Origin of the sequence: Pseudoalteromonas mucoides (genome assembly GCF_049257175.1) — a bacterium.
In the GTDB taxonomy this organism is placed as follows: domain Bacteria; phylum Pseudomonadota; class Gammaproteobacteria; order Enterobacterales; family Alteromonadaceae; genus Pseudoalteromonas.
This window is the reverse complement of record NZ_JBMMUC010000004.1, coordinates 220,292-233,358: the sequence shown is the minus strand read 5'-3', so window position 1 is coordinate 233,358 and position 13,067 is coordinate 220,292. Positions and strand designations below refer to the sequence as shown.

Annotated in this window: 12 protein-coding genes; 9 read left to right on the top strand and 3 right to left on the bottom strand. The window is 42.3% G+C overall.

Going from position 1 to position 13,067, the window contains the following annotated elements:
- Positions 1-3 precede the first annotated feature (3 nt).
- From bamJ to AAEU30_RS06260, 3 genes are all read right to left on the bottom strand, one after another.
- Positions 4-480, bottom strand: coding sequence for a BamJ family beta-barrel-assembly machinery protein (gene bamJ, locus AAEU30_RS06270; protein ID WP_421959776.1), 477 nt, complete (start codon positions 478-480; stop codon positions 4-6).
- Positions 477-2,897 (bottom strand): Lon protease family protein, encoded by a 2,421-nt coding sequence (locus AAEU30_RS06265; RefSeq protein ID WP_421959775.1) that lies wholly within the window; start codon positions 2,895-2,897, stop codon positions 477-479. Before AAEU30_RS06265 ends, bamJ begins: the two co-directional genes overlap by 4 nt.
- 72 nt (positions 2,898-2,969) lie before the next feature.
- Positions 2,970-3,428, bottom strand: coding sequence for a zinc ribbon-containing protein (locus tag AAEU30_RS06260; RefSeq protein ID WP_421959774.1), 459 nt, complete (start codon positions 3,426-3,428; stop codon positions 2,970-2,972).
- A 185-nt stretch (positions 3,429-3,613) separates the two neighbouring features.
- On the opposite strand from AAEU30_RS06260, the gene leuS reads away from it, so the two are divergent.
- From leuS to AAEU30_RS06215, 9 genes are read left to right on the top strand one after another with little or no spacing between them, the layout of a single operon-like run.
- A complete protein-coding gene (gene leuS, locus AAEU30_RS06255) occupies positions 3,614-6,202 on the top strand; it encodes a leucine--tRNA ligase (RefSeq protein WP_421959773.1) in 2,589 nt (862 codons plus the stop codon).
- A gap of 1 nt (position 6,203) precedes the next feature.
- Positions 6,204-6,698 (top strand): LPS-assembly lipoprotein LptE, encoded by a 495-nt coding sequence (locus tag AAEU30_RS06250; protein WP_421959772.1) that lies wholly within the window; start codon positions 6,204-6,206, stop codon positions 6,696-6,698.
- A complete protein-coding gene (gene holA, locus AAEU30_RS06245) occupies positions 6,698-7,738 on the top strand; it encodes a DNA polymerase III subunit delta (protein ID WP_421959771.1) in 1,041 nt (346 codons plus the stop codon). The genes AAEU30_RS06250 and holA overlap by 1 nt, the downstream gene beginning before the upstream one ends.
- Before the next feature lie 13 nt (positions 7,739-7,751).
- Entirely contained in the window at positions 7,752-8,387 is a 636-nt protein-coding gene (nadD, locus tag AAEU30_RS06240) for a nicotinate-nucleotide adenylyltransferase (protein ID WP_421959770.1), read from the top strand.
- A gap of 54 nt (positions 8,388-8,441) precedes the next feature.
- Entirely contained in the window at positions 8,442-8,759 is a 318-nt protein-coding gene (gene rsfS / locus AAEU30_RS06235; protein WP_087530738.1) for a ribosome silencing factor, read from the top strand.
- A gap of 36 nt (positions 8,760-8,795) precedes the next feature.
- Entirely contained in the window at positions 8,796-9,266 is a 471-nt protein-coding gene (rlmH, locus tag AAEU30_RS06230; RefSeq protein WP_087530739.1) for a 23S rRNA (pseudouridine(1915)-N(3))-methyltransferase RlmH, read from the top strand.
- A gap of 6 nt (positions 9,267-9,272) precedes the next feature.
- Complete coding sequence (gene mrdA, locus AAEU30_RS06225) at positions 9,273-11,153, top strand: penicillin-binding protein 2 (protein ID WP_421959769.1); 1,881 nt, start codon at positions 9,273-9,275, stop codon at positions 11,151-11,153.
- Positions 11,150-12,256, top strand: a complete 1,107-nt coding sequence (gene rodA, locus AAEU30_RS06220; protein WP_421959880.1) for a rod shape-determining protein RodA — start codon at positions 11,150-11,152, stop codon at positions 12,254-12,256. The genes mrdA and rodA overlap by 4 nt, the downstream gene beginning before the upstream one ends.
- A complete protein-coding gene (locus tag AAEU30_RS06215; protein WP_421959768.1) occupies positions 12,256-13,035 on the top strand; it encodes a septal ring lytic transglycosylase RlpA family protein in 780 nt (259 codons plus the stop codon). The genes rodA and AAEU30_RS06215 overlap by 1 nt, the downstream gene beginning before the upstream one ends.
- Positions 13,036-13,067: the final 32 nt, after the last annotated feature.

Below are 13,067 nucleotides of genomic sequence, written 5' to 3'. Positions count from 1 at the left end.
GCTTTAAGACTCTACCTTAAGCAACTCTACCTCAAATATCAGCAATGACGCGGGTGGAATGCTCCCTACTCGCTTTTCGCCATAGGCTAGCTGATGCGGAATATAAAAGGTGTATTTATCGCCTTCGCTCATCAATTGTAAGCCTTCGGTCCAGCCTTTAATTACTTGATGCAAACCAAAACTAATGGGGCTGTTTCGCTCAACAGAGCTGTCAAAAACACTGCCATCAAGCAAAGTACCGTGATAGTGAACGTTCACCATACTTGTAGGACTTGGTTTTACATCAGAGCCACTGCTGTGCTCAATTTTATATTGTAGCCCTGAAGCTGTCTCTGTTATACCTTCAACTTTACTGTTGGTGGCTAAAAAATCGCTGCTAAGTTGAGCATTCGCAAGGGCTTGCTGTTTCGCTTTTTTACTATTTTGAAAGATTAAATAGCAAAATATAGCAATAATAATCGCTAAAATTATATTAATCATGACTCTTCACCCTGTTGTTCTTTTTCATCTTCATCACTATCACCATTTACAATATCGGCAATATTATTTAATCGTGCCAAGGCAATGCCATTTACTGAATCTTCAGGGTAATGGCCATCAACCAGCTCACCGGCGTCTATATCCATTAACGCATTCAGAGCTTGATCGACTGTTTCAACGGCATAAATGTGAAATTTACCTAGTTCAACAGCTGTGAGTATTTCGTCATCGAGTACTAAATTAACTTGGTTAGATTTGGGCACAATCACGCCTTGCTGACCCGTTAAGCCACGCATTTTACACAGTTTGAAAAAGCCTTCTATTTTCTCATTTACGCCGCCAATGGCTTGTACATCACCATGTTGGTTTATTGAGCCTGTCAGCGCAATTGACTGGCTAATTGGTAAATTAGTAATAGCCGAAATCAGTGCACATAATTCAGCCAGTGACGCGCTATCTCCATCTATGTAGCCATAGCTTTGCTCGATAGCAATATTCGCACTGAGCGTTAAACTAAATTGCTGAGCGTATTTATTACCCAAGTAACCCGTAAGTAACATCACCCCTTTAGAGTGAATTGCTTTACCTAGCTCAGCTTCACGCTCTACGTCAATCACACCATCAGCACCTGCGTACACTGTGGCAGTAATACGTGCAGGCGTACCAAACGATGTATCGCCAATGTGTAACACGGTTAAGCCATTCACTTTACCAACGGCTTGGCCGTCAGTGGCGATTAAGGTGTGCCCTTCTTTAATATCGCTGAGCATGTTTTCGCTAATTTGCCCCGTGCGGTACTGTTTACCCTCAATCGCTTCATCAATATGGTGAGCGTCAATTAAGCTTAAATTATCTTGTTTGGTGTAAAAACTTGCCTCTGCTACCAGCTCTAGTACATCAGCAAAACGCGCTGATAGTTTATTGTGGTGCTCTGCTTGGCGATAACTAAATTTAAGTAGCCGTGCCATAGCAGATTCTGTCAAGCTGCATTTAAGCGTATTTTGGCAGTACTCAGTTACTTTAGTAATAAACTGATATTGCAGCTTATCGCTACTAGGTAGATAGTAATCAAAATCTGCCAGTACTCTAAATAGTTCAGCAAACTCTTCATCATACTCACCAATGGTGTAGTACAAATCACGCGAACCTAACAAAATAATTTTCACATCAAGGGGTATCAACTGCGGACGAAGTGTAAAACTGCTGCCTACCGCACTGTCTTGATACGGTAAATCATTTTTGATTTGATGAGTTTTTAGTGACAGCTTTAAGCCATCCCACACTTGTGGGTTTGCCATCACTTTTTCGGCGTCCATAATCAAGTAACCGCCATTAGCACGGTGAAGTGCCCCGGGCTGGATTGACCGATAGCTAGTGATCAACGAGCCTTGCGACGCGGCATACTCTATTTTGCCAAAAATATTGCCAAACGTTGGGTTGGGCTCATAGACGACCGGTGCGGCATCACCTTCTTTAAATTCAACTAAGATATTGGGCGCAAAAAAGTCGGTCAACATACCTTTGCTATCAAAATCTTCTTTGTTTTCGTCGCTTACATCTTCGTCATCTAGCCATTCAAGAACTGCATCGATAATTTCAACTCGAATATCTTTTAAATAACGTAGTACACCAATATGGGCGGCGTACTTATGTTCTAGATCTTTTAATAGCGGTTTAGTCGCAAGCTCTGCGGTGGATTTTTTTAAATTACGTAGTTTTTCTGAGGACTCACGCTTCCAACGCGGTAATTCAATTAACGCTTCAATCAAAGCATCTTCGAGTTTTTCGATAACCTCATAAAATTGCTCGCGTAAGTCATCATCAAGGGCTGCAAATTCAGCATCACTTAATTGTTTACCATCCACTAACGGCGCAAATCCCACCACACTTTTTTCTTCAATCAGAGCAACGCTCTGTTCTAGTGCAGCAATTTCAACTTCAGTGATTGCAGCGTCATAGGCGTCATTAAATTCACGGTCTATTTTTTTCTTTTTGCGCTGATAAGCAGGGTTATCAAATGCTGCTGGAAAAGTATCGAGTACTTCGTCGATAAACGAGTCGATGTCATCGGCCAATTGCTTGCTTTGCCCTGCTTGTAAAAACATCGCGATTGGCTCACGGTGATCGTCGTAATTATTAACATACAACCACTCGTTTGGCGTCGGCCGGCCTTTACTGTGTGCCTCTAATTTGTCTTTTACTAAAGTAAAACGACCATGCGCAGCTTCACCCATAACATAAACATTATAACCAGGAAGTTCCATGCCTAAGGAAAAATCTAGCGCGCTTTGTGCGCGCTGTTGACCAATAAAAGTCAGTGTTTCAGGGTAAGGGTTACTCATGCAAGTTTGCACGTGATTGAGTGAGATCGTCGGCGCAAGGGCAGACACAGGTAATGGCAGCAATTTTTTCGTCATTCTAACTTCTTTTTGTATCAGCTAATTGGCTGATTTATTTAAATGTGTTCAACATATCTGTTGCACACTATTTTACGGTTGTAATGCCCTGCGAGTAAAATAGATGCCGTTACATTCTGAACAAGCTCTAATTTGCGCGGCATGATAAATATCATAACTATGGCTGCAATTCTTACACACTAATGTGCCCATGGCTATCCATTCACCTTGGTGATAAATACCATTGTGTTTAAAATCTTGATTTAATGCGTGCCATTCTAACTGGGTTTTATCCTCTATATGTGACAATTCAAACCACAAAGACTCTTTAAGCTCTTGCCATGCAAGAGAATCGTAATGTTTATCGTGCTCTTGAATATGCTCAATATCACGCTTTAAATAGCTGCGATATAATTCCAGTTTTTCTTGGCCAAGGTTTTTCAGTGCTTGCTCAGATTCCACAAATTTGTCCATTGCATCTTTAAGCTCGTGATCTTTTACATCTTTAAGCCAGTCAGTTAAATCGGTTAACCAAGTTTTATAATCAGCCATTTTATACTCCTTCAAAACTGCGTTAAATCAGTAATCAACATACTTGAGTATAGGTTAACCTGCCCTGAAAACTAATTTAGTAACGAATTTATAAAATCCGCTTATTTGCTGCTGTGATTAGCGTTTATTTTGGGTTATCCTATTCGACAATTTTTTATTAGTTTGCAAGAAGTCTGGAATCGTTGATGCAAGAGCAATATAACCCGCAAGACATAGAGTCAAAAGTCCAAGCCTACTGGGAAGAAAACCAAGTATTTAAAGCCACCGAAGACGAGAGCAAAGAAAAGTATTATTGCCTTTCTATGTTTCCATACCCAAGTGGCCGACTGCATATGGGTCATGTGCGTAACTACACCATTGGTGATGTTGTTTCTCGCTTCCAACGCTTACAAGGTAAAAATGTAATGCAGCCTATGGGCTGGGATGCGTTTGGTCTTCCTGCTGAAAATGCGGCAATTAAAAATAAAACAGCCCCTGCAAAATGGACCTACGAAAACATCGATTACATGCGTACCCAGCTTAAGCAATTAGGTTTTGGTTATGATTGGGATCGTGAAATCGCAACGTGCCACCCTGACTACTACAAGTGGGAACAATGGTTTTTCACCAAGCTTTACGAAAAAGGCTTAGTGTATAAAAAAATGTCGACGGTAAACTGGGATCCAGTTGACCAAACAGTACTTGCAAACGAACAAGTTATTGATGGTCGCGGTTGGCGTTCAGGTGCAGTGGTTGAACAAAAAGAAATCCCGCAGTGGTTTATTAAAATTACTGACTATGCACAAGAGCTACTTGACGACTTAGATAAACTCGAAGATTGGCCTGAGCAAGTAAAAACCATGCAGCGCAATTGGATTGGCCGCTCAGAAGGCTTAGATATCGAGTTCACGCGCACTGATAACAACGAAAAATTCAGCGTATACACGACTCGCCCTGATACTTTCATGGGTGTCACTTATCTTGCGGTTGCAGGTGCGCACCCTATTGCTCAAGAAGCGGCTAAAAATAGCGACGCTGTGGCAATGTTTGTTGAAGAATGTAAAAACACCAAAGTTGCTGAAGCAGACATGGCAACCATGGAAAAGAAAGGCATCGCTACAGGCTTTTATGCAACCCACCCACTAACGGGTGAGCAAGTACCAATTTGGGTTGCCAACTTTGTATTAATGCATTACGGCTCTGGCGCTGTAATGGCAGTACCTGCACACGATCAACGTGATTATGAATTCGCGACAGCGTATGGCCTAGATATAAAACAAGTTATCGCACCTGTTGCGGGTTCTGAACTTGAAGTAAATCTTGATCAAGAAGCTTACACAGAAAAAGGCGTATTAGTTAACTCAGGTGAGTTTGATGGCCTTGACTTTGACGGTGCATTTAACGCGGTTGCAGATAAACTTGAAGCACTAGGTGTAGGCGAGCGTAAAGTAAACTTCCGCTTACGTGACTGGGGGGTAAGCCGCCAGCGTTATTGGGGTTCACCAATCCCAATGCTTAGCGATGAAGATGGTAAAGAACTTGCCGCTACTGAAGACATGCTACCTGTTCGTTTACCAGAAGACGTGGTAATGAACGGTGTAACATCGCCAATCAAAGCTGATCCACAGTGGGCTAAAACCACGGTTAATGGACAACCTGCGTTTCATGAAACAGATACCTTTGACACCTTTATGGAGTCGTCTTGGTATTACGCGCGCTACTGTAGCCCACGTCATGATGAAGGCATGTTAGACCCAGCGGCGGCTAATTACTGGCTACCAGTTAACCAATATATTGGTGGTATTGAACACGCAATTTTACATTTATTGTACTCGCGATTTTTCCATAAATTATTACGTGACTTTGGCTTAGTAAACTCAGATGAACCGTTTGATCGCCTACTTTGCCAAGGCATGGTACTGGCTGAAACTTTCTATCGTAAAGATGAGAAAGGCGGCGATGTGTGGATTTCACCAAGCGATGTTGAAACCGAAACAGACGACAAAGGCCGTGTAACAAAAGCATGGCACAAAGACGACGGCGAACCGGTGTTTTCATCAGGCATGAGCAAAATGTCAAAGTCGAAAAACAACGGTATCGACCCACAACAAGTTATCGCTCAATATGGCGCTGATACTGTTCGTTTGTTTATGATGTTTACCGCACCACCGGAGCAAACACTTGAATGGTCTGACTCGGGTGTTGAAGGCGCACACCGTTTCATTAAACGTGTATGGAAATACGCGGTTGATGTAAACACTGTTGGTTACCAAGCACTTGATAAATCAGCGCTAACAAACCCACAAAAAGTACTTCGTCGTGAGCTACACAAAGCAATTGCAAAAGTGACTGATGATGTTGAGCGTCGTCAAACATTTAATACTGCGATTGCCGCTATCATGGAAATCTCAAACAAATTGTTAAAAGCCCCACTGGCTGATAAACAAGATGTTGCGATTGCTAACGAAGCACTTGAAGCACTATTAATAATGCTTGCACCAATCACACCGCATTTGTCACATCAATTATGGCAAGAGCTTGGTAAAGAAGGCGACATTCTTGACGCCGCTTGGCCAACAGTTGACGAGTCTGCTTTGGTTGAAGATGAGAAGCTTATTATCGTGCAAGTAAACGGTAAGTTACGTGCAAAATTAACTGTGTCGGCTGATGCAACTAAAGAGCAAGTTGAAGCACTTGCGTTTGCTGAATCAAACGTAACTAAATTTACTGATGGTGTAACTATTCGTAAAGTTATTTACGTACCGGGTAAACTACTTAATGTGGTTGCTAACTAATATGGCATCATTCAATGCCTTTAAAAACGGACTAGCCTTAGTGCTAGTCTGTTTTTTACTTACCAGCTGTGGCTTTCACTTAAAGAAAGCATCGAGCTTGCCGGACGATCTAAAAATTATTACCCTCAGTGGTGATGATGAAAAATCGGCACTATTCGCCATGCTTGAAAAAGAACTCACTCTCAGTAAAGTGGAGTTACTCTCAGCCCCGGAAAAAAATGTCGCACAACTGTATTTATCAAAAGACCGTTTAGAGCGCCAAATTTTATCGCTATTTAAAAACGGGCAAGTGGCCGAATACGAACTTGCATACAGTGTTGCTTACACACTAAAACGCCCAGGCCTTGATCCTATCAATCAAAGTTTTGAGCTGTATCGTAATTATCAAGACGACCCTGATAACGCTTTGGCAAAAGCAAAAGAGCTTGATTTGCTGCTAAATGAAATTCGTATGCAGGCAAGTCGTCGTATAGTACGAGAGCTTTCGCAACTATAATGCGCTGTTACGCTAATCAACTACCTAATGAGTTAAAAAAAGCGCTACAGCCTTTTTATCTAGTGTTTGGTGAAGAACCTTTTCAAATAGCACAATGTGCCCAACAAATTCGTACATGCGCAAAACAGCACGGTTTTGACGAAGTAATAAAGTTTACTTTAATGCCCGGCTTTGATTGGCAAGAGCTGATCGCGCAATATCAAAGCATGTCACTCTTTAGTGCCCGTACTTTAATTGAACTTGATCTCAATGGCCAAAAACCGGGCACCGTTGGCAGTCAAACATTTAAAAGACTCGTTGAACTAACAAATCCAGATACTCTATTAATTGTCACAGGCGCTAAAGCCAGCCAAGATATTCAACGCAGTGCTTGGTTTAAAGCACTTGATAAGCAGGGGGTATTTGTTCCTTGCTACCCGCTTAGCGGTAATCATTTGCAGCGTTGGTTAGATGAGCAATGTGCACGGTTAGATATTAATATGCAACCTGATGCAAAGCGCACTTTAATTGACGCCACTGAAGGTAACTTGTTAGCGTGTTTTCAAGAGCTCGAAAAACTGTCTTTACTGCATGGCAATGCGTTAATTGACCAACAACGAGTGTTACAAGGCTTACTTAATCAAGCTAAGTTCGATATCTTTGATTTAAGCGATGCTCTGCTTCAGGGGAATAGCCGCCAAGCGATTAAAGTGTTGACCAAACTCGCTGGTGATAATACCGAGGCTGTCAGCATTCTATGGACTATTAATAAAGAAGCTAACACCCTATTAAGTCTTCAGTTAGGATTGCAACAAGGCGAGAACTTAACAGCCTTATTTAAACAAAAAGCAATTTGGAAAAACCAGCAAGGGCCTATTAGCCAAGCGCTTAACCGTTTAACAGTGCACACCCTTGAGCATATTATGAGTTTATTAGCGCAATTTGATGCAAGCTATAAGCAGGGCAATTTAATTAAACCTTATCAAGCCTTGGCTCATATATGTTTAGTTTTTTGCCAACCAGTTGCTGTTTCACTCCCTGCTCACCCACTAGATTCATAACTAGGAGCTGAAGATGATTGCACTATTTGGTGGCACTTTTGATCCCGTACATTTAGGCCACCTTAATATGGCGCAGCAATGTGTAGAGCATTTAATGCTTTCACAATTGCGCTTTATGCCCTGCGCTATTCCCGCTCATAAAGCCCAGCCGGGCATTAGTAATGCGCACCGTATTGCCATGTTAGAAGCCGCTATAGCCCCTTTTCCTAGTTTCTCATTGGACTTACGCGAACTAAAGCGCACTGGCCCTTCTTATTCATTGTTAAGTTTACAAGAACTGCGCAGTGAATACCCTAATGAACCTATTCTATTTTTAATTGGTCTTGATTCATTTAATACCTTAGATAAGTGGTTTGAATGGCAAGCCATTACACAACTGTGTCACATTGTGGTGTATCAACGGCCAAACCAAACAACTCACTTAAGTGCACAACTGCAACATTACCAAACTAACGCACAAACCACCTCGTTAGATACCTTACACAGTGAACTTGCTGGCAAGCTGTATTTTTTACCTGGTCAAGTTATGGATGTTGCATCGAGTGATATTCGCCAAAAAATAAAAAAAGGCCAACTTTGTCGGGAACTTCTGCCAAGTACTGTGAGTCACTATATTCATAGCCATGAACTTTATCTAAGTGATGAATAAAACTCATCGGCGTGATAAAATGGTAACTATTCCCTTTATTAATGAGATAACACTTTGGATTCGAAACAACTACTCGCCTTTGCCTTAGACAAAATTGACGATATGAAAGCCCGTGATGTGGTTCAGCTTGATGTACGAGGCAACTCTGACATTACTGACTATATGCTTGTGTGCTCTGGTAATTCTAAACGCCATGTGCAATCTATTGCTGACCATGTTGCTAAAGAAGCTCGCCACTCAGGTGAAGAGCCACTAGGCTATGAAGGTCAAAACGAAGGCGAATGGGTACTGGTTGATTTAGGTGATGTAGTTGTGCATGTTATGCAAGATCAAGCACGTAGCTACTACGATCTAGAAAAGCTTTGGAGCTAACGGCAGCTATTTTAATCTGAGTTTGGAAGTACACGCGTGAAAATACAAATGATTGCCGTTGGTACCAAAATGCCAGCATGGGTTGAAACAGGTTTTGCTGAATATCAGCGCCGTTTTCCAAAAGATATGGCGTTGGAGTTAATTGAAATCCCAGCAGGTAAGCGTGGTAAAAATGCCGATATAAAGCGGATTCTACATATCGAAGGTGAAAAAACCCTTGCTGCGATACCGAAAGGCAATCGGATTGTTACTTTAGAGGTAACAGGTAAAGCTCTTGATACTCATCAATTAGCAAAAAACATGGAAAAGTGGCAGTTAGATGGCCGCGATGTCAGTTTGCTTATTGGTGGCCCAGAAGGACTGGCACCAGAATGTATCGCTGCTTCTGAGCAAAAGTGGTCGTTATCAAACTTAACCCTACCACACCCTTTAGTACGCATCATAGTGGCTGAAAGCTTGTATAGAGGATGGAGTGTAAACAACAACCATCCTTATCATCGCGAGTAATCATCTATGCTCAAAAGAAGACCCACAATTCGAGACCATTCAGCAGAAGCTAATCTGTTTGCTCGTCGCGCGTTTGTGGGTTTTGTTTTTGTTACTATTCTAGTCGCTGTATTGTTGTCTAATTTATACACTATACAGGTTGACGATCATCAAGATTACCAAACTCGTTCCAACGACAACCGCATCAAGGTCATTCCTATCGCGCCAAACCGTGGGCTTATTTATGACCGTAATGGTGTATTACTGGCAGAGAACAAACCGGTTTATAACCTTGAAGTAATACCCGAAGACGTTGATGATCTTGACACTTCTCTTAGCGAAATGAGTAAGCTAATTGATATTTCAGAGCAACAACGTAATGACTTTATAAAGGATATAAAGCACAACCGTCGTTTTAAAAGCCAAGTATTAAAAGCTCGCTTAAACGAGCAAGAAGTCGCAAAGTTTTCGGTTAATCAACATAAGTTCCCTGGTTTTAGTATCGAGGCACGGTTAGCTCGTTATTACCCTTATGCCGATACCCTCACCCATGCTTTAGGCTATGTGGCTAAACTAAACCGTAAAGAGCTCACTAAACTTGAATCACAAGACCAAGCAACTAATTACCGTGCCACCCACGATATTGGTAAACTAGGTATCGAAAAATACTACGAGCAATTGCTGCATGGTCAAGTGGGTTCGCAACGTGTTGAAGTAAATAACCGTGGGCGCGTAATTCGCACCTTGAGTATGACCCCACCTGAGCCTGGTCACGATCTCGTGCTCACTCTAGATATTGGCTTACAGCAAATAGCCCAGCACGCGCTAAAAGATATGCGCGGTGCAATTGTGGTTATGGATGCAAAAGATGGCGGAGTACTCGCTTTGTATTCAAACCCAAGTTATGACCCAAATTTATTTGTGCACGGTATTAGTAGTAAAAATTATAAAGCCTTACTCAATCCAGATCGCCCATTAATAAATCGTACTACACAGGGGCGATATGCCCCAGCATCAACAGTTAAACCGCATATGGCCATTCTTGCTTTAGAAGAAGGCTTAGTTACTGAGCATACCAAAATGTGGGATCCTGGCTTTTTCCAAATTCCTAATGTTGAACATAAATGGCGTGATTGGAAACGATGGGGACATGGCCATGTGGATGTTTATAAAGCGATTGAAGAATCCTGCGATACTTACTTTTACGATGTCTCTTATCGATTAGGGATTACTAAAATCAGTGACTTTATGGCGCAATTTGGTTTTGGTGATTTAACGGGCATTGACATACACGAAGAAACAACAGCAATCTTGCCTTCGAAAGAGTGGAAAGAAGGCCGCTTTCGCGAGTCTTGGTGGCGTGGCGATACGATATCTGTGGGCATAGGCCAAGGCTATTGGACAGCCACACCAATGCAAATAGCCAATGCCACCAACATTTTAGTTAATAAAGGGCTTAATCACCCCCCTCATTTAGTGCAAGTTGCGAAAAAAGAAAACGAAGTAACGCAAATTAACAATGACGAAAAACCCCCTGTTGTATTAAAAAATCCAGATCACTGGCGTATTTCATTAGACGCAATGCATAACACGGTAAAAAAAGTAACCGGTACCGCCCACAAAGCATTTAAGGGCGCAGACTATGACCCTGCAGGAAAAACCGGCACAGCTCAAGTAGTGAGTATTGCCCAGGGTGAGCGCTATGATGCTAAATCTCTCAAGGAGCGCCAACGTGACAACGCTATTTATATTGGTTTTGCGCCATTTGACGACCCACAAATTGTGGTATCTGTAGTGGTAGAAAACACCGGTGGTGGTAGCTCTGTCGGTGCACCCATTGCACGCCAATTAATGGATTACTATTTTTCAGCGAACCCTGTTACCGTTGCTGGGAGTGCAAAACAATAATGCAATTAAACGATAAGCGCTCAATTTGGGACAAACTTCATTTAGATCTGCCATTGCTCATCGCCTTACTTGCCATGATGGGGGCAAGCCTTGCCATTGTTTATAGCGCTAGTGGGCAAAACTCCGCCATGATGGTTCGTCACGCAACACGAATGGCCAGCGCAATTATTGGCATGTTTGTTTTAGCTCAATTTAGCCCCGCGACCCTAAAGCGACTCGTCATTCCATTATACTGCGCAGGTTTACTGATGCTCGTTGGCGTCTTGTTATTTGGTGTAAGCTCAAAAGGAGCACAGCGTTGGTTAGATTTAGGGGTGACGCGTTTTCAGCCGTCTGAGCTGATGAAAATCGCCGTACCAATGATGGTGGCATGGTACATAGGACGTAATCACTTACCCCCAAGAGCGTTACATTTGGTGGTTGGCTTTACCATTGTAATGTTACCAACCCTACTCATTAAAGAACAACCTGACTTGGGCACATCAATATTAATTGCTAGCTCTGGCGTATTTGTTTTGTTTTTATCTGGCTTGAGTTGGCGGCTAATCGGCTTTTTAACTGGCTTAGTTGCCCTTGCAGCATGGCCATTTTGGCACTACGGCATGCATGCCTATCAAAAACAACGTGTACTCACTTTGTTCAACCCTGAAAGCGATCCACTTGGTTCTGGTTATCATATTATTCAATCTAAAATAGCGATAGGCTCTGGTGGCATCGAAGGTAAGGGTTGGCTACAAGGTACCCAATCACAATTAGAATTTTTACCTGAGCGCCACACTGATTTCATTTTCTCCGTACTCAGCGAAGAGTTTGGTCTGTTTGGAGTATGTTTACTGCTGTGTATGTATTTGTTTATCATTGGTCGCGGCTTATACATTGCTGTGAATGCCCAAGACGCCTTTGGCAAATTACTGGCTGGCGCACTCACGCTAACATTTTTCGTTTACGTATTCGTCAACATTGGCATGGTATCAGGGCTCTTACCGGTTGTCGGTGTGCCTTTACCACTCATTAGTTATGGTGGTACGTCAATGGTTACACTCATGGCTGGCTTTGGCATAATCATGTCTATCGCGACCGATAAAAGGATGCTTTTAAAATAATGAAGTGGATGTTGAAGTATATTAGTTTAGTGCTCTTTTGCATTGTTTTAAGTGGCTGTAGTAGTTCAGGCAGTAAAACGGATCACAGCAGCCGTTACAGCATGAAACATGATGCTGCACCTTTACGTGCGCCAACCGTGTTAGAGATGCAAGATGCTGTTGTAACTGAAGTAATAAAAAGTGCCAGCGCAGGCCGCCCTTATACTGTACTTGGTAAAAATTATACCCCCATGCTGGATGAAACTGGTTACAAAGAAGAAGGTATAGCCTCTTGGTATGGGCGCAAATTTCATGGCTACCACACATCAAATGGTGAGACCTATGATATGTTTGCCATGACTGCAGCGCATAAAACACTGCCCCTACCGAGTTTTGTTCGGGTAACCAATACAGCCAACGGTAAATCAGCAATTGTACGAGTGAATGATCGCGGTCCATTTCATGATGATAGAATCATAGATTTATCATACGCAGCGGCTTACAAACTAGGCTATTACAATCATGGTACAGCCAAGGTTAAGCTTGAGGCTATTACACTAGCGCATTCGCCCACACGTCCAAGTTATATCCAAGTTGCAGCGGGCAGTACATTAGCAAATATTGAAGCCCTCGCCTCAACCTTGCGTCAACAATACCATCTACCTACAAGTATTGTAGAAAAAGATGCCATTTATAGGTTGCGACTTGGACCAATTAAAGACGCTGAACAAGCTCAGCAAGTGCTCGAAAAATTAAAACAAAACCAATTTCAAAACGCGTTCTTGATTTACAGTCAATAACCCCTTTAGAATGAGTAACGCGAATCTTTAAC